Source organism: Hydrogenophaga sp. L76 (assembly GCF_057654755.1).
Map to the genome: position 1 here is coordinate 2,070,173 of NZ_CM172807.1, position 26,457 is coordinate 2,096,629.

Below are 26,457 nucleotides of genomic sequence, written 5' to 3' on the forward strand. Positions count from 1 at the left end.
CTGGCCGGTCGCCGGCTTCAGCCCATGAAAAAAGCGCCCTTCGAGGGCGCTTTTTTTCTTGGGGCTTCGGTGTGGTCTGCTGCCACGCCCGGGTTTGGCACACTCGGGGCCCTGCCCCCGTTTGCGCCGCGCCCATGACCGCCCCCACCGACCACGACCTGCCCCCGCTGAACGCCACACCGCCCGGCCTGTACCGCCACTACAAGGGCGGCTGGTACGACGTTCTCGAGACCGTGCGCTGCAGCGAAACGCTGCAGGGCATGACGCTGTACCGCGCCCTCTACGGCGAAGGTCTGGCGAAGGGAGGGCTGTGGGTGCGACCGGCGGCGATGTTCAATCAATCGGGCGTGTTCGACGGCCAGGAGCAGCCCCGCTTCGTGCGCCACGAACCGGCCGCCGTGCCGCTGGGCGACCTGCCCACGGCGCACGCGCTGATGGCCCACCTGCGCGGCCTGGCGCAGCGCCGCGGCATCGACCTCGACACCGCCTTGCGCCCGCCACCGCCCGAGCCCACGACCTGCTGCGGGCGCGGCTGCAACGGCTGCGTGTGGGAGGGGTACTACGAAGCGCTGCACCACTGGCGGGTGGACACGCTGGCGCTGCTGGCCGCAGCCGCCTAAAACAGATCGCCCTGCCCGCGGAGGGCCGCGGGCCGGAAGAGGCTCGTGTCCAGCGGCTCGCGGTCGCGGTTGAAGCCGAGCCGGTCGCAGGTCTTGACGAAGCGCTGGCGCAGCAGGTCGGCCCAGAGGCCCTGGCCCTTCATGCGGGTGGCGAAGTCGGCGTCGTAGTCCTTGCCGCCGCGCAGGTCCTGCATGCGCGCCATCACACGCGCGGCGCGGTCCGGATAGTGTTGCGCCAGCCACTGGCGGAACATGTCGCTCAGCTCCCAGGGCAGGCGCAGCACCTGGTAGAACGCACGCCGCGCACCCGCTTCGTAAGCGGCTTCGAGCACACGTTCCATGTCGTCGTTGATGAACGGGATCTGCGGCGACACGCTCACGCCCGTGGGCACACCCGCCTCGGCCAGCGTGCGCAGGGTGCGCAGGCGCCGGTGCGGCGCGGCCGCGCGCGGCTCCAGGATGCGCGCGAGCTGCGCATCCAGCGTGGTGATGGTCACGTACACCGCGGCCAGGCGCTGCTGCCCCATGGGCGCGAGCAGGTCGATGTCGCGCTCCACGCCGCTGCCCTTGGTCACCATCGCCAGCGGGTGGCGCGCGGTGTGCAGCACTTCGAGCACCTCGCGCGTCAGCCGCAGCTCGCGTTCGACGGGCTGGTAGGCGTCGGTCACGGTGCCGATGGCCAGCAGGTCGGGCGCATAGGCCTGTCGCAGCAGTTCGTCGCGCAGCACGGCGGCGATGTTGCGCTTGGCGATGATCCTGGTCTCGAAATCCAGCCCCGGCGAGAGGTTCAGGTAGCTGTGGGTGGGTCGGGCGTAGCAGTAGACGCAGCCATGCTCGCAGCCGCGGTAGGGGTTGAGGCCGAGGGTGAAGCCGATGTCGGGCGAGTCGTTTCGGGTGATGGCGCTGCGGGCGTCTTCGAACGTAACCTGCGTGGCCGGCGCGGCGGCTTCTTCGCCCGCGACGGCCGCATCGTCCAGCGTGCCCCAGCCATCGTCGAACGCCGCCCGCAGATCGCGCTCGAAGCGGTGCGGCTGGCGGTGGGCGATGCCGCGGCCCTTGATGGCGTGCAGGGGAATGAGGATGTCGGGCATGGCGGGACGCTGGAAGAAAACCACTGGATGGATATCCAGACTTTAGCGTCAACGCCCTGAAAAGACCACCCCACCCGATCCACCGCAAGCCAGGCGGGAGCGCGTGGAGCCCGCAGCGGGCGCGGGGCCGGGCCACTCTGCAGGCTCCCGGCTGCGCGGCAGTCCACCGGTGCTGGCGGGGCCTAACGTTCGGCCTGCAGGCTGGCCGCTTCCTCGACGTCGTAGGACCCGAACACTTCACGGGCCGAGCGGGTTTCGGGCAGCACATACACAATGCCGTCCGTTCCGGTAAAGGCCGGACTCAGCACCTTGTCGTAGAACTTGACGGGAAGGTTGATGCAACCATAGGAAATCCGGCGCTCGGCCGGTGACGAACTGGCCAGCCTTTCGACGCGGCGTTCCCTGGCATTGCCTGTGGCCACACGGTGCATGGAGATGGCCGTGTCGTAGTCCACCCAGAGCATTTCATCGCCCTTCATGTTTTTGTCCAGGTTCGCCACAAAACGGCCTGCCGGCGTGGTGCGTTCCTCCGGGCGAATGGTGGACATCTTTTTGGTTCCAATGCCGGGAACCGAGTGATCGCCGATGGCCAGTCCGAGCAGCACGGAAGACGCGCCACTCAGCTTCCCCTGGGCATCGAACACGAAGACCTTGGCCTCCCGCTTGTCCACGATGACAAATGGCTTGTTGCGGTTGTCGCCCGAATCCACCACCCAGTGGGCCACGTGCCGGGCTTCCGTGGAGGCTTTGGCCTGCGCAAAGTGGGCGCGTCTTGGGCTCTTCCCCACCGCTGCGGTTGGCGTTGGCGTGACCGCCGGGACAGCCTGGCCTTCAGCGGACCGCCCCGACAATGCCGACCCCGACCCGGTGCCAGGCCCATGCGCAGCATCGTGCGATGCGTGCGCCTGGGTGCTGATCAGTCCAGCGGCCAGCAAGCCCAGGAAAATTTCGCGGATCATGAGCGCCGTTCTGTCACAGGTTTTCCCACAACCGCCATTTCAGTTGCGTTCCGGCCTGGGCTTGCGCACGGGCGGCTGGTACACCTCGGGCGGCGTTTCGACAGGCACCACAACAGGCACGGAGACCGGTGGGGGTGGGGGAGGAGGTGGTGCGACCACGACCAGCATCGAAGGCGGCAAGGGCGCTGGCGACAGCACCGTGAGAACGTATTCGGGACGGTCGACGGCGGGTGGTGTGGACGGCGTCCACACGGGAGGAAACGGCCCGAGGTCCTGGGTCGGCGCTGTCGGTGATGCCACCACCGGAGGTACCACCGGAGCCACCACGACCGGAGGCGTCACCACGGGTGGCCTCACGGGAGGCCTCACCACCGGCGGAGTCACGGGAGGCGTGTCCGGAGGAATCACAGTCTCCGCGGTGATGTTGGCGGTCGTCCTGGCCACAGTGCCACTGCAGCAGGGAACGGCAAAGGCGTACAGGCCGGCATCAACACCGCTCAGGCTGTAGCCGGTCCAGGTGATGGGCTTGTCCGTTCCCACGTCGGGGTTGTCGAAATTGGCCGTGCTGCCGGAACCTGCCAGCAGCGTCACACCGTCAGGGTTTCCCATCAAAAACGGAGAGAGTGTCGCCGTGGTGGTTCCGTCGAAGACTTTGTCCTCACCCTGGGCGAACACCAGCATTTGCTGGGTGGGTGCGGCACCGATGATGTCGGGAGAAAAATCGGTCGGCGCATCGTACGTGACCGGGTTGTAAATGATGGTCGTCGGCGCAATGGTGACCGTCGCCGGCTGACTGAACGTCACCGTACCGCCGCCAACACCCGGACCGCTCGCACCATACCCGGCACTCAGCACCAGGCCCAGCGGCAGGCCCAGACTCTGACTGGGAACGATGCCGGTGGTGTGGGTCAGTGTGAGCTTGCCCGCAATGTTGATGTCGTTCGAGGCGCACATCATGACGTTGCCGTCGGTTGTCGTCAGAGCGCCATCCAAATTGATGTTGTTCCCGGCACCGAGAAAAACGCTGCCGTTGACCGTCGTGATGTCTGCGCCCGTTTGCACATTCACATCGCGTCCGCAGCACACAAACAGGTTGCCGTTGGTCGCTGAGATGGGGGCGTTGATGTTCACATCGCCCACCGCCTCCAACCTCAGCGTGGTCGCAGTCGTGGTCGCTGCGACCCATGAAACTGCGTCATTGACGTTGATATCACCTTGGCCAGGGTCCGCAAAATATTCCGTCGACGTGCTGGTTCCTGTGACCACCGTGCTGATGGTCACGTTGTTGTTGACGAGCAAGGCATTGAGGTCGGCGGCGGCAATGTCAGCATCTAGGGCCTGTTAACACAAACTTCGAAGGCCATCGACCACCAGCACAAAGCTAAGAAACCCCAGGAACATCGCATCGAGTTTCTCGAAGCGGCTGAAGATGCGCCTGTAGCCCTTGAGTCGGCGGAACAGGCGTTCAACTTCATTGCGGCGCTTGTACATCTCACGGTCGTACTCCCATGGTTCGATTCGCGTCCTCAGCGGCGGCACTACCGGGATGAATCCCAGGTCAAGCGCCAACTGTCGCGTCTCGTTTCCTTCGTAGGCTCGGTCCATGAGCAGATGTACCGGCCGACTCGCTGCGCCCAGGCTCTGAAGCAACCGCCGACCTTCGGGTGCGTCATGCGCCTGGCCCGGTGAGAGGCTGAACGTTACGGCCGTTCGAGCATCCGCGGCAACCATATGAATCTTGGTGTTCCATCCGCCTCGGGACTTGCCGATGGACTGAGGTCCGTTTTTTTTAGAGCGCCTGTGCCGTCGGGATGCACCTTAATGCTGGTGGAGTCCAGGGACACCGCTTCAATCTTGATGCGCACGATCTGCTCGCGCTGCAGCGCATCAAACATCTTGTCCAGCACACCGGCCTTGGTCCAGCGACGCATGCGCGTGTAGATGGTGTGCCAGTTGCCAAACCGCTTGGGAAGTCCGCGCCACTTGCAACCGTGCTCGGCCACATACAGCATGGCGTTGATGACCTCCAAATTGCTCATGCTGACGTTGCCGCGCTGCAAGGGCAGGCAGTGTTCAATGCGCGCGAATTGCTCTTTTGTGATCTCCATGGCCGATAGTTTCGCAGCCGAGATGTCCAAAAGCAATTAGTGTTAACACGCCCTAGTCCGCCAATATTGAAATCAACCGGATCGATCAACCAATCGCCCGTCGTCCCCGCAGGGGCGACCGTGGTGATGTTGGCGTCGCTGGCGATCTTCACATGCGCCGCGGACGTTTCGATGAAGCCGCCGTTGCCACCTGCGGGCGCCGACGCATCCAGGGTTCCACCCACGTTGACGACACCGGTTTCCATGCCGCCCATCAGCATTATGGTGCCCTTGACGTTCTGGATCGTCTGCGCCTGGATGATGCCGGTGTTGTTGACGGCATTTGCCAGCAGGCTGCCCGCCGCCTGCGTGGTCATCAGCACGTGGCCACCGTCGGCCTGGATCATGCCGCCGTTGTCAACCAGCGCGTTCACCGCACCCTGGTTCACCGTGATGTTGAGCAACTTGTCGCCCGCCATGTCCAGCGTGACCGCGTTGCCGGCCGCCAGAGCGACCGTGCCGAGCCGGGCGGCAATCACACCCTGGTTGCTGACATTCGCACCCAGCAGGGCAACATAGCCGCCGTCGGCTGCGTTGATCGAGCCCTGGTTCACCACCGAACCCGCGCCCGCACCGGAGAAGGTGTAGTTGTTGGCCATGAAGTTGGCATCGGAGATGGCCATCGTGGACGCCAGCAGGCCACCCACGTTGACCGATGCACCCGCCCCGAACAGGATGCCGTTGGGGTTGACCAGGAACACCTTGCCGTTGGACGACAGGCTGCCCAGGATGTTCGAGGGATCCGATCCGATGACCCGGTTCAGCGCCACCGAGCTGCTGCCCGGCTGCGCGAACTGAACCGATTGCCCGGACTGGATGCCGAAGCTCTGCCAGTTGATCGCCACGTTGGACGAGGTCTGGGTGATCGTCATGTTGCCGGGTGTGCCACCGATGGTGGCGCTGCCAGCCGTCACCACGCCGCCCGTGGGCTGGGCATAGACACTGGCTCCGCAGACCAGCAGCAGGGAAAAGGCCAGGACCTTTAGCCTGAAGCGGCCGCCAGCGCCCGACACGGCCGTGCAGGACGAGATTTTTTTGCCGGCGCTGCGGGCCATTTCAGAAACGGCCACGAAGGTGCCGGTCCGGTCGTTCCAGATGGAGCGGTGAATGAGGTTCATGGTGATCTTTCGCGTGTTCTTCAAAAAAGCGGCGTCTGTCCGGCATCAGCGCAGGCCCGGCCTGCGCTGGACGGGTTCAGAAATATTTGACGGCCTGGATCCAGAACCGGCCCGACTTGTCGGGCGCCGAGGTGGCCATTTCGTTGCCCAGCTTGCGGGCGTAAAACACCCTCACCAGATAGTTGTTGTACTCAGACCAATTCAGGCCCACGCCGGCGCCGCTCAGCGTTCTGCTGTTCGGCCCGGAACCCGGCCAGGGGTTCTTGTTGATGCTCACGCTGCCGGCATCGACAAAACCGATCAGCTGCAGCTGCCCGGGAAACTGGTCGGGGGTGGGCAGCCGCATCCGGGCTTCGAGCGTCAGCACATAACCCTCGTCCGCATAGGCTTCGCCTTCCGGATAGGCCCGCACGCCGTACATGCCGCCCAGCGCCATCTTTTCAGAGACATCGAGGTTTTTCGAGGCCAGTTGGCCGTTGATGCCGGCGTACAGCGAAACGGTATCGGTCACGCTTTGCAGCCGCATGGCACTGAAACCCAGCTTGTTGAAGTGACCGCTGGTTTGCGCCAGCGCGTCGGCGCGCATCAAGCCGGGCGTTTCCAGGTCGATGTTGCCCGTTGACAAGGTCAGCGAAAAGCCGCTTACCCCGCCGCCGCCCAGGCTGTCGCGGTGTTCGCCACGCAAGCTGGCCATCAGCACCTGGGCCTTCTTGTCTTCCACCGGCATGTCCAGGTTCAGCGGCCGCTTGTCCTGGAACGTCTTGGCGTCAAAGGCCAGACCGGCGTACAGATTGGTGTTGCGCGAACGGATCAACGGGTAGCTTCCGTACACGCTAGCCACCCTGGCCGTCCCGGTGGCCTGCGCGAACTTGAATTCCTTGCCCAGCTCGTAACCCAGCCAGCTGTACGCCACGCCAGCCGTCGCCTTGCCGAACTGCATCTGATAGGACGCCCGTGCATAGTTCAGGCCCGAGCCCGTCGTCAGCACGCGCAGCGAGGCCACGTCGCCGTGCCCCGCCGGGTTGTTCAGGTTCACCGTGGCGCCCAGGCGGTATTCGCCGGTGTAGCGGTTGCCGGCGTTGTCGGCATCGATGCTGCCCGTGATGCGATCACCGGGCACCACGTCAACGATCAGGTCGGAAGCTCCGACGGATGCGCCCGGCGCCAGGGTGGAGCTGACTTTCACGCCCGGAATGTCGGACAGCAGCAGCAGGCGTCTTTCAATCGGCTCGATGACGATCGGATCGCCGCTGTTGAGTCCCTCAAGCTGGCTCTGGATCAGCCCATCGGACAGCGTGCTCTGGTTGCGCACGGTCACCGCGCCATACTGACCCTCGATCACGGCGATGGTGACCGCGCCGTTCTGGATCTCCTGGGCGGGCAGATACGCCTGGGCCACGAAATAGCCATCGCTGCGGTAGCGGTCGGTGATCTTCAGCGCCATGGCGTTCAGGTCGGCCAGGGTCAGTTCGCTGCCGGGCATGAACCCGGTCAGTGCCAGCAGTTCGGCTTCGGGATAGGCGCGCGCGCCCGTCACCTGCAGGCTGTTGACGGTGATCTTGACCGCGTCGGTAGCCGGCGTTGCGGGCGCTGTGCTGGGCTCGATGCGGATGGTGGGCTCGGCTCTTTGCAGCGTGGGGGCCGGCGGAATCTGCTGAATCTGGCTGCCGGCACTCGGCGGTTGCTGGGCATACACGCCCTGGCTCAGGACCAGAATCGCAAAGGGTAGAAGGGGTTTTTTGAACATGGGAGGCCTTTGACGAGAGTTGTTTTTGAATCAGACCACCCGAGTCAGGCAACCAGACAATCGGCTCAGGTTGGCAACACGCTCACCCTCCTCGATGGCGATCGTCGCCGGGTTGCGGTGCGGGGTGCGGCCCTGCCCATCGCAGACCCGGATCACTTCCGGCAAGCGGCAAAGTGCCGTCCGGAGTGCGGCATCGCGCGTTCTCGCAGGCGGGGGTGTGGAAGGGTGGCAGATCATTGAGACATCATGGGGCCCGAAACCGGCGCCGTCCGTGCGCCAACGCACAGACGGGCGACGAGAATTCGATAAGCTCTATAGTTGGACCTCTGCGGGACGGCGAATCCGGACGCAGCACGGACAAGGTCCGGATCGAAGCACCCGGCGTCGCGAGGAAAGCCACCGCCTTGCCGCGCCTCCCTGTTTCCGGTTTTTCGAGCCGGCGCGTGCGCTCACCCCCGGCGCTGCAAGGCCGTTCCCGGACCTGTATAAAGTGCAGGGCCATGACCGCTGCCGTCACCGTCCCGGAAGACCCGGACCCGTGCGGCAGCCGACCACCCACCACCAGCACACCATGACCCCATCCCCTGTCGCGGTCGCCACCGCCGACGCCATCGTCAGCGTGCGCGGCGTCAACAAGACCTACGCCGGCGGCTTCCAGGCCCTGAAAAACGTCAACCTCGACATCCGCCGCGGCGAGATCTTTGCCCTGCTCGGCCCCAACGGCGCCGGCAAGACCACGCTCATCAGCGTCATCTGCGGCATGGTCAACGCCAGCGAGGGCACGATCACCGCCGACGGCTTCGACACCGTGCGCGACTACCGGAAAGCCCGCGCCACCATCGGCCTGGTGCCGCAGGAACTGCACACCGACGCGTTTGAAACCGTGTGGGCCACGGTGAATTTCAGCCGGGGCCTGTTCGGCCAGGCGCCCAACCCGGCCTACATCGAGAAGATCCTGAAAGACCTCTCGCTCTGGGACAAGAAGGACAACAAGATCATGACGCTCTCGGGCGGCATGAAGCGCCGCGTGCTGATCGCCAAGGCGCTGTCGCACGAGCCCAAGATCCTGTTTCTGGACGAGCCGAGCGCGGGTGTGGACGTGGAGCTGCGGCACGACATGTGGCGCATGGTGCGTGCGCTGCGCGAAGCCGGCACCACCATCATCCTCACCACGCACTACATCGAAGAAGCCGAAGACATGGCCGACCGCATCGGCGTCATCCGCAAGGGCGAACTCATCGTGGTGGAAGAAAAGGCCACGCTCATGCGCCAGCTCGGCCAGAAGCAGCTCGCACTCACGCTGCAGCAGCCTCTGGCCACTGTGCCCGAGGCGCTGGCGCGCTGGCCGCTCACGCTGACGGCCGACGGCCTCACGCTCACCTACAGCTTCGACGCGCAGAAAGACGACACCGGCATCGCCGAGCTGCTGGCCGCGCTGGGCGAACACGGCATCCACTTCAAGGACCTGCGCTCCAGCGAAAGCTCCCTCGAAGACATCTTTGTCAGCCTGGTCCACGAACAGAAAGTGGAGGCCTGAACATGATGGGCCTCAACCTCCATGCTGTCCGCGCCATCTACCAGTTCGAGATGAACCGCGCCCTGCGCACCTGGGCGCAAAGCATCATCGCGCCCGTGCTCAGCACCTCGCTCTACTTCATCGTCTTCGGCTCGGCCATCGGCTCGCGCATGGGCGACATCGGCGGCGTGAGCTACGGCGCCTACATCATTCCCGGCCTGCTCATGCTGTCGCTGCTGAGCGAAAGCATCTCCAACGCCGCCTTCGGCATCTACATGCCCAAGTGGTCCGGCACCATCTACGAACTGCTGAGCGCGCCGGTGAACTGGGTCGAGGTGCTGCTGGGTTACGTGGGCGCAGCGGCCACCAAGAGCCTCACGCTGGGCCTGCTGATCCTGCTGACCGCGCGCCTGTTCGTGCCGTATGAGATTGCGCACCCGGTGTGGATGGTGGGATTCCTCATCCTCACCGCCATCACCTTCTGCCTGTTCGGTTTCATCATCGGCCTGTGGGCCGACAGCTTCCAGAAACTGCAGGTGATTCCGCTGCTCATCATCACGCCGCTCACCTTCCTGGGCGGCGCGTTCTACAGCATCAACATGCTGCCACCGCTGTGGCAGACCGTGTCACTGTTCAACCCGGTGGTCTACCTCATCAGCGGCCTGCGCTGGGCCTTCTACGGCGCAGCCGACGTGCACATCGCCGTCAGCACCGGCATGACGCTGGCCTTCATGCTCGCCTGCCTGACCGTCGTGTGGTGGGTGTTCAAGACCGGGCACCGCATCCGGCGCTAATCCCGGTCCGGGCCACCCTTCTGCTTCTTGTAGCTGTGCATGAAGCGGCCGAAGGCCCGGTCCTTGTTGCGCCGCTCGGTGAGCGAGAGCTCGTGAAACTCGGACTCCTTGCGCAGTTTCAGGTAGTTGCGCAGGTGCGCTTCGCTGATTTCGTGCCGCTCAACCGCCGCGCGCACCGCACAGCCGGGCTCGCTGCCATGCGTGCAATCGGGAAACCGGCACTGGCCCGCCAGCGCGGCGATGTCGGCGAAGCTGTCTTCGATGCCTTCGCCCGCACCCAGCAGGCCCAGCTCGCGCATGCCGGGCATGTCGATCAACAGCGCGCCGTGCGCCAGCACGATCAGGTGGCGCCGCGTGGTGGTGTGGCGGCCCTCGCCGGTGTGGCTGACCTCGCGGGTGGCCAGATCGCCGTCGCCCAGCAGGCGGTTGATCAGCGTCGTCTTGCCCACACCCGATGAGCCCAGCAGGCAGTACGTCTGGCCCGGTGTCATGAGCTCGCGCACCTGCTCCACGCCCGCGCCGGTCACGCTGCTGACGCAGACGATCTTTGCGTCCACGCCCACGCGCCGTATCTGCCCGATCAGCGGCTCCAGCGCCTCCGGACTGATCAGGTCCGTCTTGGTCAGCAGCACCACGGGCTCGATGTGTCCGTCGTGCGCCATCACCAGGTAGCGTTCCAGCCGGGGCAGGTTGAAATCGAAGTGGCACGACATCACGATGAACGCCGCGTCGATGTTGGCGGCGATCATCTGAACCTCGATATCGCGGCCCGCGGTCTTGCGCCGCAGGAACGAGCGCCGCGGCAACACCGTGTGGATGCTCGCCTGGGTGCCGCCATCGCGGTAACGCACGCCCACCCAGTCGCCCACGCAGGGCAGATCGGCCGAGCTTTCGGCCAGGTGCAGCAGCTTGCCCGTCAGCTCGGCGGGCACCTCGCCCGCTTCGTTGCGCACCAGGTAGCGGCCCCGGTCCACCGCCGTCACCCGGGCAGGACACAGGTCCAGCGCTGCCAGCTCGCTGATGCTGGGGGCGAGCCATGCATCCATGCCCCATTCACTGAGTTCCATGATGGCAGTTTCCTCCCTGCAGTGGGCGGCTTGTTTGAGCTTGCGCAAGCAACAGGGAAAAGGCGTGGCCGTGGATCGGCACGTCTCGCCGCAGACGCGAAAAGCCGATGCCCAGCCCACCTGCCTTCCCTTACCACCGGTCCCGCCAGGACACCGTCCCTCAAGACCTGCCCGGACCGCCCCCTGCGGCCAGGCGCTCGCAGCGTTCGGCGTCCAGCCGATGACCCGCCTGCCGGAAACGGGCACCGGCCGCCGCGAAGCGCGCCAGGGCCTCGTCGGCTGGCCGGCTCCGCGCCAGGGCCAGGTGGCCCAGGACTTCGTCGTGCGCCGCGTACCAGGCCGGCAATCGCATCACCACATTCGCCAGGTAGGCGCATTGGGCTTCGTGGCGATCCGCCAGCTCGACTTCACCGGCGCGCGCCGCGGCAATGGCCGCCGGCACGGCAAAGGTGATCCGGCAGCCCGGGCAGGTCTCCAGTGGCCCGCGAACCGATTCGCTGGCGTCCTCCATGACATGCAGGGCCGCAGCCGGGTCGTCGGCGTGCAGCTGGATGCGCGCGCCGTAGATGCGATCGAGCAGGTGGAACCCGATGTCGGTCTGCCGCGCCACGTCGAGCGCTTCATCGATGAGCGCGCGCGCGTCATCGCGGCGGCCTTCGTGCAGGGCCAGTTCGGACAAACGCTGCAGCGACAGCGCTTCGCCCACCGGACCGCTGATGGCGCGGTGCAAGCGGGCGCCCTCGGTCAGGTGCTCCCGTGCTGCGGTCAGATCACCCGAGAGCAGCTCGGCTTCGCCGCGCAAGGTCACGCCGAACGCATGGCCGCGCGCGGCACCCAGACGCTGCGCCTGGGTGGCCAAGGCGTCCGCGAAAGCGATCACCTGGGCATAGGGGCGCGCGCCGTAAAGAAACCGCTGCGTGATGCACAGGTGTCCGTCAAAGACCCTGAGCGCAAGATGCGGCACCTGGCTGGTTTCCTGCAGGTCCGCGATCACGCTGGCGTGCAGCTCACCGCGCGCATGGGCGGCGGCGGCCTGCGCCCAGGAGGCCACCACCAGCGCGGCGGTGTCGCCGCTTTCCAGCGCCAGGCGGCGCGCCACGGCCGACTTGGCCGTGCCGATGGCCGGGTCCGCCACCCCCAGCGCCGCCGCCCCGCTGTAGGCCAGGGCTTCGCACAGCCGGCCTTCCACCGTGGTGGGATGCACGCCTTCCAGCGCCAGCAAGGCACCCTTCGGATCGCCGAGCTTCACCTGGGCGAGCGCGGCCTTGGCGCGCAGGTCGTGGCAGCCGGGTTCGCCCGCCGCGTCGGCCGCCAGCCGGTAAGCGGCCAGCGCAGCGGGGTCGCCCATCGCGTCCAGCGACTCGGCCCGCAGGCGAAGCGCTTCGGCCTGAGCAGGCTCGACCTCCAGCACGGGCGCCAGGTGGTGCAGGGCATCGCCAAAGGCCGCCAGCCGCACGGCGTCGCGTGCGGCCTGCAGCCACCACGGCAGGGCCTCGCGCGGCCGCCCACCGGCCAACCAATGCTGCGCCACCAGGCTGGGTGCCGCACCCATCGGCGCCAGCGCCGTGGCCAGGGCCCGGTGCATGGCCACGCGCCGATGTGGCGGCACCTGGGCCAGCAGGGCCTGGCGCACCAGGTCGTGCCGGAACCGGTAGCCGGCACCCGCCAGCACCAGGACCCCGGCGTCCAGGGCTTCGTCGAGCGAGGAGAGCAAGGGCACCTCGGCCTGCAAGGCCAGCACTTCGATCATTCCAACATCGAGCTCCTCGCCGCCAAGCGCCATCCATTTCAACAACTCGAGTGCCCCGGCGGGCACGTCGCACAGGCGCTCGGCAATGGCCTCGGCGGTCCCGCCGGGCAGGTGCCCCGGATCGACCGGCCGTGCACAACGCGCCAGCTCGATCAAGGCAAACGCATTGCCCTCGGCCGCCTGAACAATGCGCGAAACCAGCGCGTCGGGCAGCGGCGCCTGCGCCGCACGGGTCACCAGCCGGCGGCTGTCGTCTTCATCCAGAGGCTCCAGGTCAAAGCACAGCAGGGCCCCACTGCGCTGCAGACGGTGAATCCCTTTGGCCAGTGGGGTGGCCTGGGCCGGCGGCCGCGTGGTCAGGACCAGCCCCACGGGTGCGCCCGCCATGGCCATTTGCAAGAGCACATCCACGTCTGCGTCTTCCAGCAGGTGCGCGTCGTCCACCTGCAGCAGCATGCCACCCTCTGCAGAGGCTGCCAGCAGAAGGCGGCGCACAGCCCCCACCACCTGGTGGCGGCCCAGGGGGCCGGGCAGCACGCCGGCCGGTCCAGCCAACGGCGTCAGCAGGGCCAGCACCGCGCGCGCCGCCGGCCCGATGCGCTCCAGCAAGGCCCGCTCGCCCAGCAGCAAACGCTCGGCGATCAGCGTGGTCACGGCATAGGCCCGGCCCGTCTGAGCCACGTCCACCCGCAACACCTGCCAGCCCCGCTGGCCCGCCAGGGCCGCGATCTCGCAGCACAGGGCGCTCTTGCCCATGCCGGCGGGTGCCCGCAGCACGATGCCGCCCGCCCGCTGGGTAGCCGGTGCCGACAGCCAGGCCGCGGCCTGCGCCAACAAGGCCGAACGGCCCACAAATGTCGGGCCCGCCACCTGCAACCCCTCGACGCAGCGCCGGTACAGCGCCTCCGTCTGCGCATCGGGCAAGACGCCCAGCGTGTGCTGCAAAGCGTCTCTCAGGCGCGCATACCAGTGCACGGCGGCCGCCCGGTTGCCGGCATCGAGTTCGCGCGCCATGAGCGCCCGGTGCGCGGGCTCGTCGGTCGGCTCCAGCGCGGCCAGCCGCTCCCATTGCGCGCTGGCGCGAAGCAGGTCCAGCCAGCGCAACCGCAGGTGCTCGCGGGCAACGTCGGTCCAGGGCTCGTAACGCGCGGCGGGCAGTAGCTCGCCCCCGTATAGCGCAGCGGCGTCGGCACAAGACCCTGCATCGCGCAGGCGCAAGGCGCCTTCTGCCTGGCGCTCGAAGGTCTCGGCATCCACTTCGACCGGCCCGTCTGGCCACAGCGTCAACATGCCGCCTTGCAGCGTCATCGCGTCCGGCCGACCGAGCGCCTGTCGGGCGTAGTGAACCGCCTTGCGCAGGTTGGCGGCGCCGGCCTCGGGCTCCAGCGTGGGCCACAGCGCATCGATCGCCTGCTCGCGGTTCATGCCGTGGCGGGGCTGCAGACTCAGCAGCTGCACCAGATGGGCCGCGCGCAAGGCCGGCCATTGCCCCGCGGGGACCTCGACCCCATCGATCGACACGGCGAATCCGCCCAGCAGCCGCACCCCGAGGCGGGCCGACGAACGGGTTGACGCAGGGGGCAGACCGCTGTTCATGGGCGCCAGTGTGCGGCGACGGGGCGCTGTCGGCAAGCACCGGCTGCGCCAGGAACGCTGCAGGAACGCCGCGCCGTCAGGCTGCGGGTGCGCAGATCAATTCCGGTCTGTGCTCCCAGGAGGACCGCACCATGCAGCAGCAGACAACCCACCCACCCCGTACCCCGCGCACAGCCGCCGACCCGGGCACGCATCCGGGCGCACCACAGCGCTCGGCGCCGGACGAACAAAGCCCGGGCGCCATCGAATACGCGTCATGGATCAGCCGGCTGCGCGCCATGCCACCACAACCGTCGAGCCAACCCGCACCCACCCGAGGAGAAACATCATGAACACACCAGCCGCTACCCTGTACGAACGCCTGGGCAAGCGCCCCGGCATCACGAACATCACCCGCCAGCTCATCAAGAACCACCTGGCCAACCCGCTCATCAGCACGCGCTACGCCGCCAGCGACGATATCGACCGTGTGGAGCTGCGGGCCATCGAGTTCTTCTGCGCCGGCACCGGCGGACCCGAAACCTACAGCGGCAAAGACATGCTGGCCACGCACAAGGGCATGAACATCAGCGAGCAGGAATTCGTCGCCGTGATCGACGATGCGATGGCCGCGCTCGAAACCTGCGGCGTCGACTCGCCCACTCGCAGCGAAGTGCTGGCCATCCTCTGGTCCCTCAAGGGTGAGGTGATCCGGGTCTGACCGGGGCTCACAGTGGCTCGCCGTCCGCCCCGCCCAGCGCCGCCTGCTTGCGGCTCACGTGGTAGGCCGTCATCACCTGCGTGGCGATGAGGTCCAGGCTCGGGCGGGCGATGCCCTGTTTGTCGGTCCACACCTTGGGCGTCAGCGCGCCCGAGAGCGTGAGCGCCTCGCCATCGGCCAGCGCCAGCAGCGCCGCGCAGGGCGCCTCGTCGAACGCGATCACGTTGACGATGAACTCTTCGTCCATCTTGTTGCGCGCCAGCACGCGCGCCACGATGTAGGTGCGGCCCGCCTTGTCCACGCGGCGGGAGGCGTCGCCCATCAGGCGGCCGGCTATGAGTCCGTCGATCATTTCAGTGGCCTTTCATAGCCCGAGACCACCCAGGCCTCGGCGCTGTTCACGTTCAGCTTGAAGCCGGGCGACACCGGCACGCGGGCCAGCTCCTCGTCGAACTCGTTCACCGCGCGCAGCGTGGCGGTGGCGCCCTCTTCGTCGGGCACGATGGCCAGCTCCACGCGGATGCGCTGGCCGCCCACCGTGATGCTCACGTTCTTGTTCAGCTCGGCAAAGCGCTGCTGCTCGGAGCGGCGGATCACTTCCTTGGCCGTCTTCACCAGCGTGTTGAACGCACTGGTGTCCAGCGGCTTGGGGTCCTTCTTGTTGCGCCCCATGGTCCAGGGGCCCACCAGCGCGGGCTCAACCTGGCCGTCCAGGAACATGGCCACCGCCCAGCCATCGTCGTCTTCGTTCTTGATCACGCGCGCGGTCCAGTGCTCGTCGCTCCACACGCGGTCTTCGTGGATCGGGTCTTGGGTGTCTTGGGTCATGGGGGGATGGTAAACGCCGGCCAGGCGACTACCGGATCCCCGCCCGCAGAAAGCTCTGCACGAACTGCCGCTGGAACAGCAGGAACGCCAGCAGCAGCGGCGCGCTGGAGATCAGGGTGGCGGCGTTGATGATGCCCCAGTCGATGCCCTGGTCGGTGCTGGCGAACACCGACAGGCCCACGGTGAGTGGCCGGGTCTCCACCGAGTTGGACATGACCAGCGGCCACAGGAAGTTGTTCCAGTGGTGGCTGATGGACACCAGCGCATAGGCCAGGTACACCGGCCGGGCCAGCGGCACATACACCCGCCAGAGCACACCGAAGGTGCCGCAGCCTTCGATGCGCGCGGCCTCTTCCAGCTCCCGGGGCACGGTCTTGAAGGTCTGGCGCAGCAGGAAGATGCCGAAGGCCGATGCCATGTAGGGCAAGGCCATGGCGCTGAGCGTGTCCACCAGACCGAGCCGGTGCATGCTGCGGTAGTTCTCGACCAGCACCACGTCGGGCATCACCATCAGCTGCACCAGCACCAGCGCAAAGGCGATGTCCTTGCCGGGAAACTCAAACCGGGCAAAGGCGTAGGCGGCCAGGGTGCACAGCACGATCTGCCCGATCAGGATGGCCAGCACCAGCGCCGAGGTGTTGAGGAAGTAACGCGGAAACGGCGCGGCGTTCCAGGCTCTGGTGAAGTTGTCTGTGGTCAGCGGCGCCAGCAGGTCGAAGCGGGCCGAAAACTCGCTGGGGTGAATGGCCGACCACACGGCGTACAGCAGCGGCAGCAGCCACAGCAGCGCGAGCAGCCAGGCGCCCAGCGTGTTCAGGGCGTTGTCGAAGCGGGTGGGGTTCAGCATGCCGGTGGCCTGTGGGTGTTCACTGGTAGTGGGTCCTGCGTTCCAGCACCCCGAACTGGAACAGCGCAACCACCGCCAGCACCAGCAGCAACACCACGGTCAGCGCGGCCGCGTAGGACACGTCCCAGAACTTGAAACCCACCTCGTAGATGTAGAACAGCAGCAGCGAGCTGGCGTTGTCCGGCCCGCCGCGCGTGAGGATGAAGATGTGGTCGATCAGCCGGAAGGCGTTGATGACCGCGTTCACCAGCACGAACAGGGTCGTGGGCATCAGCAGCGGGAAGGTGACGCGCCAGAAGAACTGCCAGCGGTTGCAGCCCTCCAGCGCCGCCGCCTCGCGCAGTTCCGGCGACTGCTGCTGCAGGGCCGCCAGGTAGAAGATCATGAAGAAGCCGGCTTCCTTCCACACCGCCACCGCGACCACCGCGCCCAGGGCGGTTTCATTGGAGCCCAGCCAGTTGTGCGGCGCACCGCCCCACAGGCTGCGGACCTGGTCCAGCAGACCGTAGTCGGGCGTGTAGAAAAACAGCCAGATGTTGGCCACGGCGATCATGGGCAACACCGTCGGCGTGAAGTAGGCCAGCCGCACCCAGCCCCGGCCCACCATCTGCCGGTTCACCCACAGCGCCATCACGATGGCCAGCGCCATGGACGGCAGGATGGTGCCCAGCGCGTACCAGGCGTTGTTGGTGAGCGCGGTCCAGAACACCGGGTCTTCCAGCAGCAGTTCGTAGTTCTCCAGCCCCACGAAACGGGCGGTCCGGTTGGCCCGCGGGGTGGTGAAGAAGCTGTGCCAGAAGGTGGCCAGCGCCGGGTAGTGCGTGAAGGCCGCCAGCAGCACCGCCGCCGGCAGCAACAGCAGCCAGCCGGTGACGGATTGCCGACGGGTGTTCATGTGCACTCGACCTGGAAGCGCCTGCAGCGAATCAGCGGTAGCTGCGCAGGATGCGATCGGCTTCGCGCTGCGCGTCGCGCATCGCGGCCTCGGGCGTCTTGCTGCCGGTGAGCGCGGCCTGCAGGCCATCGTTCAGCGCCTTGGTCACGCGCTGGTTTTCGTGCGTGGACAGCTCGGCCCTGGCGAACTTCAGCTGGTCGCGCGCCACGGTGGGGGCCGGGAACTCGGACAGGTACTTCTTCATGGCGTCGGTTTCCCACGACGCGGGCGTGACCGACACATAACCCGTGGCAATCGCCCACTTCGTTGCGCGCTCCGGCGTGGTGGCCCACTTCATGAACTTCACGGCGGCATCGCGTTCGGCCGGCGTGGTCTTGTTCAGCACGTAGAAGTTGCCGCCGCCGGTGGGCGTGCCGCGCTGCTTGCCTGCGGGCAGCATGGCCACGCCGAAGTCGAACTTGGCGTTGGTCCGGATGTTGGTGAGGTTGCCGGTGGTGGTCCAGATCATGGCGGCCTTGCGCTCGAAGAAGTCCTTCGGCGTGGTGCCCCACTCCACCACGCCAGCCGGGTGGATCTGGTGCTTGCGAGAAAGGTCCACCCAGTACTGCAGCGCCTGCACAACTTCGGGTTTGTCGAAGTAGGTTTGTGTGCCGGCCGGGTTCATCAGCTCGACGCCGTTCTGCGTGGTGAAGGCCTGGAACAGCCAGTACGGAAAGCCCGAAGACGGCACCTGCACGCCATAGGTGCTCACGTTGCCGGCCGCATCGCGCTGGGTGAGCTTCTGGCCGAACTCCACCAGTTCGTTCCAGTTCTGGGGCGGGCGCTGCGGGTCCAGACCGGCCTGCTTGAAGAGGTCCTTGTTCCAGTACATGACGATGGTCGAGCGCTGGAACGGGATGCCCCAGGTCTTGCCGCCGGTCTGGCTGTTCTGCATGAAGCCGGGGTAGAAGCTGTTCAGCCAGGCCTTGTCTTCGGGCGCCTTCAGCAGGTCGTCGATGGCCACCACCACGCCTTCGTCGATCAGGGTGTACATGTCGGTGGACAGCATCACCGCGATGTGCGGTGCATCGCCGCCCTTGGCGGCCGTGAGCACCTTGGTCACGGTGTCCTGGTAGCTGCCGGCGTACACCGGCTTGATCTTGATGCCGGGGTTTTCTTTCTCGAAGTCGGCGGCCATCTCGTCGATGATCCTGGTGACCGGGCCACCCACGGCGACGGGGTAGTAGAAGCTCAGCTCTTGAGCAGCCGCCGGCAATGAAATGGCGGCCGCAGCGATCAAGGCGCCGCTGAGGCGGCAAAGGGCATGTTTCCAGGGTTTCACGGTGACTCTCCTGAGTGCGGTTGGGGGAAAACGGCCGGGTGGCCACAAGGGAAAAATCGAAGGGATGAAGCAAGAGCTACGGCCCGTGTGCCACGGGTGACGGGCCGGTGATGCGCTGGCCATCGCTCGGGCTGAACCAATGGACCGCGTCGGCAGGCCAGGTCAGGCCCATCACCTCGCCGCGCCGCGGCAGCTTGGGCAGGGCGCCGGTGCGCAGCACCAGCCGGTGCGGGCCGCTGGCGCCAGACGGGTCAACCGGCTGACCCGCAGCCAGACTGACCTCCCGGCCCACCTCGCAGATCACCAGGCTCTCGGCGCCCAGGTACTCCACCGCCACCACACGTGCCTGCAACAGCGGCGCATCGGTGGCGATGGCCATGTCTTCCGGGCGCACGCCCAGCAGCATGTCCGGGTGGCCTGGCTGCAGCAACGCAGCGGGCAACAGGTTCATGGCCGGCGAGCCGATGAAGCCGGCCACGAAGCTGGTCTGCGGCTGGCCGTACAGTTCTTGCGGGCTGCCCTGCTGCTCCACCTTGCCCGCCCGCATCAGCACCACCTTGTCGGCCATGGTCATGGCTTCGGTCTGGTCGTGGGTGACGTAGAGCATGGTGATGCCCAGGCGCTGCTGCAGCTCGCGGATCTCGGCGCGCATCTGCTGGCGCAGCTGGGCGTCCAGGTTGGAGAGCGGTTCGTCCATCAGGCACACCGGCGCTTCGGCCACGATGGCGCGACCCAGTGCCACGCGCTGGCGCTGCCCGCCCGAGAGCTGCGAGGGCTTGCGGTCCAGGTAGGGCCCCAGGCCCAGCAGCTCGGCCGCGCGCGCCAGCCGACGCTGGCGCTCAGGCGCAGGCACGCGGCGCACGCTCAGGCCAAACACGATGTTCTCAGCCACCGAGAGGTGCGGAAACAGCGCGTAGTTCTGGAACACCATGGCCACGCCACGCTGGGCCGGTGGCGCCTGCGTGAGGTCCACACCACCGATGTGGATGCTGCCGCCATCACAAGGCTCCAGACCGGCGAGCAGGCGCAGCGTGGTGCTCTTGCCGCAGCCCGATGGCCCCAGCAGCGCCACGAACTCCCCCGGTTCGGCCACCAGGTTCACGCCATCCACAGCGGTGTGCGCGCCAAACCGGCGGCTCACGTTGTGCAGCACCACCCGGCTCACAGCAACCCCTCCGCCAGGTGCAGATGGCGCGGCGCCTGCTCCACCAGCTGGCTGAACGGCTCGGCCGGGCGCCCGTTGGTGACCAGGTGGTCCATCGCGCCCAGCGAGCCACCCCGGGCCACGGCCGCGCGGCCGAATTTGGTGAGGTCGGCCACCAGCACGGCGCTGCGGCAGTTCAGGCGCATGGCCTCGCGGGCAGTCACCTCCGCGGGGTCGAAGTCCAGCAAGGCGCCGTCTTCATCGATGCCCCCGACGCCGAACACCGCGAAGTCGGTCTTGAAGTTGCCGAAGAACTGCGCCGCCGCCTCGCCCACCACGTCCATGTCGGGCAGTCGCAGCGCACCCCCGGCCGCGCGGATTTCAACGCCCGGCGCAGCGGCCAGGGCCAGCACCACGCGCAGGCTGTTGGTCATCACGCGCAAGTCCTGGTGGCCGCGCAAGGCCAGCGCCACCTGATGGGGCGTGGTGCCCAGGCCAATGGACACCGAACTGCCGTCCGGGATCAGCACGGCCACCTTCATGGCGATGGCGCGCTTGGCGTCCAGCTGCTGGACCTGGCGCGTGTCCCATGGCAAATTGGAAACCGACGCGGGCAGCGTGACACCGCCGTGCACGCGGCGCAGCAGCCCCTGTTCGCACAAGCGGTTCACGCTGCGGCGGATGGTCTGCGGCGTCACGCCGAACTGCTCCGCCAGATCGTGAATGTCGACCAGCCCTTTCGCGCTCACCAGATCCACGATGGACTGGTCACGTGAAAAGACATCCCCCTCTTTGGTGTTCATGTGAACGTCTAAAGATTCCATACTTGAAATTCTGTAAGCCGCTCGTGACACACACGTGTCAAACCGCTGTGTTCAGATGAACACGCCAGAACCACACAGGGGAGTGCCCTTCATGACCACCGCCACCACGCCCGAATGCTTCGTTCAACTCTCCGACCCGCACATCGTGGCCAAAGGTCGGCTGCTCATGGGCCAGGTGGACACGGCCGCGTTCCTGGCGCGCGCCGTGGCGCATGTCCGTGCCCTGCCGACCCCGCCCAGCCACGTGCTCATCACGGGCGACCTGGTGGAGCGCGGCGGTCTGGACGAATACGCCCACCTGCGGGAACTGCTGGCGCCTCTGCCCTGCCCGGTGCTGCTGATGCCGGGCAACCACGACGCGGTGCCCCACCTGCGCCAGGCGTTTGCGGACCACGGCTACCTGAGCAGCACAGCGCACGAACCCGCGTTGTCCGGCTTCGCGCTGTATGCCGCGAGCCTGGGCAGCCGCCGCCTGCTCGCGCTCGACACCGTGGTGCCCGGCAAGCCCCATGGCAGCCTGTGCGCCGCCCGCCTCGGCTGGTTGCGAGTGCAACTGGAGGCCGCACCCGACACCCCCACCGTCGTGGCCATGCACCACCCCCCGTTCACCACCGGCATCCGCCACATGGATGGCATGGGCCTGCGCGAAGGGGCTGACGAACTGGAGGCGCTGATGGCCCTGCACCCGCAGGTCGAACGCATCCTCTGCGGCCACCTGCACCGCCCCATCACCCGCCGCTTCGGCGGCACCGTGGCCATGACCGCGCCGTCCACCGCGCACCAGATCACCCTCGGCCTGGCGCCCGACAGCCCGCCCTCGTTCATCTTCGAGCCGCCCGGCTACTACGTCCACACCGTGCAGGACGGGCAGCTGGTGACCCACCTGCAGCCGGTGGGGGACTTTGGTGAAGCGCAGCTGTTTCGTTGAGCGGCAAGGGCGCCAGCGTGGACAATGAGCCGCTGGATGGTATGAGGGGAAACCACTTGCAAGCGCTCGAAGCCGCACCCGCCCCGCTGCTCTACACCTACCGCCGATGCCCCTACGCCATGCGTGCGCGTTTGGCCCTGTTGCAGGCGGGCGTGGCGTTTGATGCGTTCGAGATCGTGTTGCGCGACAAGCCCGCTGAGATGCTGGCCCTCTCCCCCAAAGGCACGGTGCCTGTGCTGCGCCTGCCCGATGGCCAGGTGCTGGAGCAGAGCCTGGACATCATGCGCTGGGCCTTCCTGGAAACCGGCGATGCCGATGGCTGGTGGGCGCGCGCGCAAAGTGCGGCGAACCTGGAGCTGCTGGCGGTCTGCGACGGCGGATTCAAACACCAGCTGGACCGGTACAAATACCCCGAGCGCTTCGACGGCGTTGATTCAAAGGTCCATCACCGCGAACAGGCGGTGGACGTGTTGCTGAGGCCACTGGACGCGCAGCTGCAAAGCACCGGCCAGTTGGGTGGCCAGGCCCCCTGCGCGGCCGACATCGCCATCTTTCCGTTTGTGCGGCAGTTCGCTGCGGTGGAGCCGGCGTGGTTTGGGGAGCTGCCGCTATTGGCGTTGACGAGGTGGCTTGACCGATGGTCAAGTCACCCCCTGTTCGAAGCGGCGATGCCCAAGCTGAACAGCGGGCAGCCGCTGCCGTTTCCTGCGCCACGTTCCTAGATCACGAAGAGTGAGTGCCCGGTTGCGACCCGTTGCAGTCATCTGAAAACGGGGTCTCACAACCGCCTCCCTGTTGCAAAGATCAGGAAGTCCCTCGGCTAGAAGGCTCCCGCCGAGTGGTTTCGCTCTCGCGCGAATTCGATTTTCAAGCCTACTGCTATATTATCATCAAACTTCTTGCGCTTGGTCTAGAATGCGCAAAGTTTCCAATGAGAATTAATAGAATTCAATACATTCTTATTCCCCGAAGTACACAAAATCCTCATTTTATCATGGAACTATTCATACTTTTAGTCTTGCTGCTGGCCATTATCCCCGCAATGATTGCGAGCAACAAAGGAAGAAGTTTTGCACCTTGGTATTTTTATGGTTTAGCATTTTTTCTAATAGCTTTGATTCACTCTTTGTTAATAAAGCCAGACGAGAATACACCAGGCATGAAGAAGTGCCCTCAGTGCTCTTCGATCATTCCTGAAGCTGCAAAAATTTGCCCTGCATGCAGAAGCGAGCTGCCTAATACGCCTCAAAAGGAGAACGATGGGATCAGCCAAAAAATATCATACGCAGGCCCAGTCAATCTTCAATTGATCGGCTATCAAGACTATCTTGTAAAAAAATACAATATTTCCAAAAACGAAATACTAAATAAATACATATTCTCCGACCAAGGATTTAATACAATAGATGATGCGCTAGCTGCTGCGCACGATGTCGAGACACTTTCAAATAAGCCAAAAATGCAATTCGAGCATGAAGTTGAGAAAGGTAAAATCGGTCGTGGCATGGTCCTTGATTTCTCACTTCGAGGCAATGGCAAGGTAGTTGTTTCTCATCCATCCGGATATTACAAAGAGTACGACTCCATGGAGGAAGCAAGAAGTGAAACTGAAAAATAAAGCAGAAATCGTCGCAATTTCCAATTTGAAACGATAGCTTTTGAAGCTCAACTTTAATACAAGGATGGCTAGAATACTTTGCACTCTCCAGTTTACCCTGTAGATGCTACAGAATGCATTCATTATGCTACGATGATGGATTCATGACGATACTTGATGAAATTGAGGTTGAGGCTTGGCACATTCTGACGTCCATTTACACATATCAGCGATTGGTGGAACGCCTTCCGAATAGCGTGACAAGATTTGAACTGGCGAATCAGCTTGTAGCCCTCAATGCATTACTGGAAATGTTAGTGATCCGCATAGCTCGTCTCGCTGATAAACGGAGGGACGTAAGATCTGTGTATATGCTCTTAAAGAGAGGCTCGTTCCCGGTATCGCGCGTCAAAGTAAAAGTTGCTGTCGATAGATTTCTTCTACTTTCTGAGCCAGTCGTGAAGATTCGACACCAGCAGATCGCTCACATGAAGGAAGGCATACTTAGCAGCTATGAGCCTCAAGAAATTCCGGCTGAAGCTCTGAGGGCAACGGAATCTCTAATTGACCTCATCGACATTGCGAGAGGAAAGTCTCTGTCGTACACATACAAAGTTGGATCAAAGGAAGCTGCCATTGACTTGAGGGCCTCGCTCGCAGCGGGCAAGATGGTTGTGGCATAGTTCAGCCCTCTAGCGACACCCTCACGGATTGAGCACTTACCGCTCTTGTCAGACACCGGGTTTCCCGTAGGGCTGCTGGAACCTGTCCTTGGCCTTTGACGGGAGCTTACGAATAATCATAGGTAGGAAAAATGACCTCTCGTATCGCGAAAGCGCTAATTTCTGGTGCACTTGTTCTTCTCACCGCCGCCTGCTCGGAAAAGGCAACCCAGCAACAAGCCGCGCCTTTCGCAGAAGCAAAAACACCTGAAGAAGCCATTAACGCGCTGATCACGGCCTACAAAGCAAATAATCTTGAGGCGATCCGCAGCACACTAGGCTCTGAGCATAGATTCGGCAATAACATCGTTTCTGGCCTTCAATGGCTTGGGAACTGCATGGCAATGGACAACTGCATCAAGACACCCGTTCAGGTTGTAGAGACTAAAACGGTTGATGATCAAGTAGCAGTAGGAGTCTTGGCGAAGAATCTGCTTGGAGCGCCCATGACAGCATGGTTTGTGACCAGAGCAGAGAACGGGGTCCACAAGGTGACCGGGATGGACCCACGATACAAGTGCGCCCTGATGTCGCAAGCCGAGAAGGTGAAGGCCAAGGCTGAACGCCAATCTGGCGACTACGACATTTGCTGGCCTATCGAGGAGTAATTTGCAGGGACTTATCGACGATGTCGGCTTCAAGTTCTAATCCTCACCCGACCGAGAAAAGGCCACCCGGGAGTCATTTTTTTACTGGTGCTGTTGAGTGGCCGCTGTTGGAGGTGCAACGGTCGGTCGCCTGGCAAACACGGAATGGCAGGTTCCGGCGGTGGCAGTGACCGGCCCCTAAAAATCTGGCCGGCTGCAAACAGCCTGAAGCGATCCACGAGTTCCAAATGTGGCTTTGCAGCGACAGCGGCCGGTGGGTTCTGCCAAGCGTACTCACGCTGACTGCCACGAAGCGGCTGTTCGGTATGGCGACCGGCGCTGGCCCGAATGGCGGCAGCATGAGGAACTGCGGTCATAGGGCTTTCGCGACCAGGTTGGCGCCGCACCACCGACCGCTTCCCCTTCACCTGGACTGGCGGTACCGACCCATAAGCAACATTCACGTCGTCAGGTAATCCCCCCGAAAAACCAAAGTTCCCAGAAGTAGAATTTTCCAAGAAGGAAGTTCTACGTGAAGAAGTCGAGATTTACCGACAGCCAGATCATGGCTGCCTTGAAGCGAGTTGAGGCCGGTCTGGCGGTGCCAGAGATCTGCCGGGAGGTGGGGATCAGTACCGCTACTTTTTACAAGTGGCGTGCCAAGTTCGGCGGTATGGACACCTCCATGATGGCCCGCATGAAGGAGCTTGAAGACGAGAACCGGCGCCTCAGGAAGATGTATCTGGAGGAGAAGCTCAAGGCTGAAATCGCCAACGAGTACCTCGCAAAAAAGTAACACGGCCATCTCGTCGGCGCGAGATGGCCAAGGAAGTCGTGCAGCAGCGTGCCGTCGCCATACGAGTCGCCTGTGCGGTGTTCTCGATCAGTGAATCCTGCTACCGCTACGAGTGCAAACAAAACGCCGAGAACGAGGAGATTGCCAACTGGCTGATGCGCCTGACGGACAACCACCGCAACTGGGGATTCGGCCTGTGCTACCTGTACCTGCGCAACGTGAAGAATTTTGGCTGGAACCACAAACGGGTCTACCGCATTTACCGCGAGCTGGAGCTCAACCTGCGCATCAAGCCACGCAAGCGGCTGATGCGGGAGAAGCCGCAACCATTGGCCGTGCCGCAGGCTATCAATCAGGTCTGGTCCATGGACTTCATGCACGACAGGCTGGAGGACGGCAGGAATCTGCGCTTGTTCAACGTGATCGACGACTTCAACCGTGAGGCGCTTGGCATTGAGGTGGACTTCTCGCTGCCCAGTGAGCGGGTGATCCGGGCGCTGAAGCAGATCATTGCCTGGCGAGGCAAGCCGCTGGTGATTCGTTGCGACAACGGGCCGGAGAACATCAGCGGCACCATTCAGAACTGGGCCAGTGAATGGGGCATCCAGATCGAATACATCCAGCCTGGTAAGCCGCAGCAAAACGCCTACGTTGAGCGGTTCAACCGGACGGTGCGATACGAATGGTTATCCCAGTATCACTGGTCAAGCCTTGAAGAGGTTCAGGACTTCGCCACGCAATGGATGTGGTCCTACAATCACGACCGCCCGAACATGGCCCTGGGCGGATTCACCCCAAAGCAGCATCTGGCCATGGCTGCATAACCGTTCTACTTCTGCGGACTGTGGAAATTGGGGGGATTA

Annotated in this window: 25 protein-coding genes and 1 pseudogene; 11 read left to right on the top strand and 15 right to left on the bottom strand. The window is 64.6% G+C overall.

The genetic code is table 11. The features are described from left to right. Positions 1 to 134 precede the first annotated feature (134 nt). Together AC23D4_RS09865 and AC23D4_RS09870 are read left to right on the top strand one after the other, a co-directional pair. Positions 135 to 383: pseudogene (locus AC23D4_RS09865) on the top strand (DUF1653 domain-containing protein); the annotation flags it as partial. A gap of 51 nt (positions 384 to 434) precedes the next feature. Further along, positions 435 to 620, top strand: a complete 186-nt coding sequence (locus AC23D4_RS09870; protein WP_472888440.1) for an oxidoreductase-like domain-containing protein — start codon at positions 435 to 437, stop codon at positions 618 to 620. Here AC23D4_RS09870 and AC23D4_RS09875 read toward each other — a convergent pair. The 6 genes from AC23D4_RS09875 to AC23D4_RS09900 all read right to left on the bottom strand — a co-directional run bounded on the left by AC23D4_RS09875 (position 617) and on the right by AC23D4_RS09900 (position 7,682). Then, a complete protein-coding gene (locus tag AC23D4_RS09875) occupies positions 617 to 1,711 on the bottom strand; it encodes a PA0069 family radical SAM protein (RefSeq protein WP_472888430.1) in 1,095 nt (364 codons plus the stop codon). The two genes, AC23D4_RS09870 and AC23D4_RS09875, sit on opposite strands and share 4 nt — an antisense overlap. A 182-nt stretch (positions 1,712 to 1,893) precedes the next feature. Further along, positions 1,894 to 2,670, bottom strand: coding sequence for a hypothetical protein (locus tag AC23D4_RS09880; RefSeq protein WP_472888431.1), 777 nt, complete (start codon positions 2,668 to 2,670; stop codon positions 1,894 to 1,896). Positions 2,671 to 2,709: 39 nt separating this feature from the next. Then, the gene (locus tag AC23D4_RS09885; protein WP_472888432.1) at positions 2,710 to 3,969 is read right to left on the bottom strand and encodes a YDG domain-containing protein; all 1,260 of its coding nucleotides are present in this window, start codon (positions 3,967 to 3,969) and stop codon (positions 2,710 to 2,712) included. A 42-nt stretch (positions 3,970 to 4,011) separates the two neighbouring features. Then, a protein-coding gene (locus AC23D4_RS09890) for an IS5 family transposase (protein WP_487623619.1) occupies positions 4,012 to 4,778 on the bottom strand; the annotation gives its coding sequence in 2 pieces (ribosomal slippage) (positions 4,012 to 4,463 and positions 4,463 to 4,778; 768 coding nt in all). Beyond that, on the bottom strand, positions 4,706 to 5,935 hold the full coding sequence (locus tag AC23D4_RS09895) for a two-partner secretion domain-containing protein (RefSeq protein ID WP_472890419.1): 1,230 nt from the start codon (positions 5,933 to 5,935) through the stop codon (positions 4,706 to 4,708). The genes AC23D4_RS09890 and AC23D4_RS09895 overlap by 73 nt, the downstream gene beginning before the upstream one ends. 76 nt (positions 5,936 to 6,011) lie before the next feature. Continuing rightward, positions 6,012 to 7,682: a ShlB/FhaC/HecB family hemolysin secretion/activation protein gene (locus AC23D4_RS09900; RefSeq protein ID WP_472890420.1), complete on the bottom strand. Its 1,671-nt coding sequence runs from the start codon at positions 7,680 to 7,682 to the stop codon at positions 6,012 to 6,014. A gap of 571 nt (positions 7,683 to 8,253) precedes the next feature. On the opposite strand from AC23D4_RS09900, the gene AC23D4_RS09905 reads away from it, so the two are divergent. Then, entirely contained in the window at positions 8,254 to 9,219 is a 966-nt protein-coding gene (locus AC23D4_RS09905; RefSeq protein ID WP_472890421.1) for an ABC transporter ATP-binding protein, read from the top strand. 5 nt (positions 9,220 to 9,224) lie between these two features. Then, positions 9,225 to 9,992 (top strand): ABC transporter permease, encoded by a 768-nt coding sequence (locus AC23D4_RS09910; protein WP_472890437.1) that lies wholly within the window; start codon positions 9,225 to 9,227, stop codon positions 9,990 to 9,992. Here the strand turns inward: AC23D4_RS09910 and rsgA are convergent. Together rsgA and AC23D4_RS09920 are read right to left on the bottom strand one after the other, a co-directional pair. Continuing rightward, positions 9,989 to 11,059, bottom strand: a complete 1,071-nt coding sequence (gene rsgA, locus AC23D4_RS09915) for a ribosome small subunit-dependent GTPase A (protein ID WP_472890422.1) — start codon at positions 11,057 to 11,059, stop codon at positions 9,989 to 9,991. The two genes, AC23D4_RS09910 and rsgA, sit on opposite strands and share 4 nt — an antisense overlap. 160 nt (positions 11,060 to 11,219) lie before the next feature. After that, on the bottom strand, positions 11,220 to 14,405 hold the full coding sequence (locus tag AC23D4_RS09920; protein ID WP_472890423.1) for an ATP-binding protein: 3,186 nt from the start codon (positions 14,403 to 14,405) through the stop codon (positions 11,220 to 11,222). A gap of 328 nt (positions 14,406 to 14,733) precedes the next feature. Between AC23D4_RS09920 and AC23D4_RS09925 the strand changes: the two genes are divergently transcribed. Beyond that, positions 14,734 to 15,105, top strand: a complete 372-nt coding sequence (locus tag AC23D4_RS09925; protein ID WP_472890424.1) for a group I truncated hemoglobin — start codon at positions 14,734 to 14,736, stop codon at positions 15,103 to 15,105. Between the two features lie 7 nt (positions 15,106 to 15,112). Here the strand turns inward: AC23D4_RS09925 and AC23D4_RS09930 are convergent, their stop codons facing one another. The 7 genes from AC23D4_RS09930 to AC23D4_RS09960 all read right to left on the bottom strand — a co-directional run bounded on the left by AC23D4_RS09930 (position 15,113) and on the right by AC23D4_RS09960 (position 20,943). Next, positions 15,113 to 15,457 (bottom strand): single-stranded DNA-binding protein, encoded by a 345-nt coding sequence (locus tag AC23D4_RS09930; RefSeq protein ID WP_472890425.1) that lies wholly within the window; start codon positions 15,455 to 15,457, stop codon positions 15,113 to 15,115. Then, positions 15,454 to 15,933 (bottom strand): hypothetical protein, encoded by a 480-nt coding sequence (locus AC23D4_RS09935; protein ID WP_472890426.1) that lies wholly within the window; start codon positions 15,931 to 15,933, stop codon positions 15,454 to 15,456. The genes AC23D4_RS09930 and AC23D4_RS09935 overlap by 4 nt, the downstream gene beginning before the upstream one ends. A 28-nt stretch (positions 15,934 to 15,961) precedes the next feature. Then, the gene (locus AC23D4_RS09940; protein ID WP_472890427.1) at positions 15,962 to 16,780 is read right to left on the bottom strand and encodes a carbohydrate ABC transporter permease; all 819 of its coding nucleotides are present in this window, start codon (positions 16,778 to 16,780) and stop codon (positions 15,962 to 15,964) included. A 19-nt stretch (positions 16,781 to 16,799) separates the two neighbouring features. Further along, the gene (locus AC23D4_RS09945; protein ID WP_472890428.1) at positions 16,800 to 17,675 is read right to left on the bottom strand and encodes a carbohydrate ABC transporter permease; all 876 of its coding nucleotides are present in this window, start codon (positions 17,673 to 17,675) and stop codon (positions 16,800 to 16,802) included. 31 nt (positions 17,676 to 17,706) lie between these two features. Further along, complete coding sequence (locus AC23D4_RS09950; RefSeq protein ID WP_472890429.1) at positions 17,707 to 18,996, bottom strand: ABC transporter substrate-binding protein; 1,290 nt, start codon at positions 18,994 to 18,996, stop codon at positions 17,707 to 17,709. A gap of 76 nt (positions 18,997 to 19,072) precedes the next feature. After that, on the bottom strand, positions 19,073 to 20,161 hold the full coding sequence (locus AC23D4_RS09955; RefSeq protein ID WP_472890430.1) for an ABC transporter ATP-binding protein: 1,089 nt from the start codon (positions 20,159 to 20,161) through the stop codon (positions 19,073 to 19,075). Continuing rightward, positions 20,158 to 20,943, bottom strand: a complete 786-nt coding sequence (locus AC23D4_RS09960) for a DeoR/GlpR family DNA-binding transcription regulator (RefSeq protein WP_472890431.1) — start codon at positions 20,941 to 20,943, stop codon at positions 20,158 to 20,160. Before AC23D4_RS09960 ends, AC23D4_RS09955 begins: the two co-directional genes overlap by 4 nt. A 112-nt stretch (positions 20,944 to 21,055) precedes the next feature. Here AC23D4_RS09960 and AC23D4_RS09965 point away from each other — a divergent pair, with 112 nt between their 5' ends. From AC23D4_RS09965 to AC23D4_RS09990, 6 genes are all read left to right on the top strand, one after another. Then, the gene (locus AC23D4_RS09965; RefSeq protein ID WP_472890432.1) at positions 21,056 to 21,892 is read left to right on the top strand and encodes a phosphodiesterase; all 837 of its coding nucleotides are present in this window, start codon (positions 21,056 to 21,058) and stop codon (positions 21,890 to 21,892) included. A gap of 56 nt (positions 21,893 to 21,948) precedes the next feature. Continuing rightward, entirely contained in the window at positions 21,949 to 22,614 is a 666-nt protein-coding gene (locus tag AC23D4_RS09970; protein WP_472890433.1) for a glutathione S-transferase, read from the top strand. A 272-nt stretch (positions 22,615 to 22,886) separates the two neighbouring features. Continuing rightward, positions 22,887 to 23,510, top strand: a complete 624-nt coding sequence (locus tag AC23D4_RS09975) for a hypothetical protein (RefSeq protein ID WP_472890434.1) — start codon at positions 22,887 to 22,889, stop codon at positions 23,508 to 23,510. 143 nt (positions 23,511 to 23,653) lie between these two features. Then, the gene (locus AC23D4_RS09980; RefSeq protein ID WP_472890435.1) at positions 23,654 to 24,172 is read left to right on the top strand and encodes a hypothetical protein; all 519 of its coding nucleotides are present in this window, start codon (positions 23,654 to 23,656) and stop codon (positions 24,170 to 24,172) included. 131 nt (positions 24,173 to 24,303) lie between these two features. Further along, positions 24,304 to 24,819, top strand: coding sequence for a hypothetical protein (locus tag AC23D4_RS09985; RefSeq protein WP_472890436.1), 516 nt, complete (start codon positions 24,304 to 24,306; stop codon positions 24,817 to 24,819). Positions 24,820 to 25,330: 511 nt separating this feature from the next. Then, positions 25,331 to 26,418 (top strand): IS3 family transposase gene (locus AC23D4_RS09990; RefSeq protein WP_472887725.1). Its coding sequence is split into 2 segments (ribosomal slippage): positions 25,331 to 25,583 and positions 25,583 to 26,418, totalling 1,089 coding nucleotides; the frame shifts between segments, so codons are not numbered across the junction. The last annotated feature ends 39 nt before the right edge of the window (positions 26,419 to 26,457 follow it).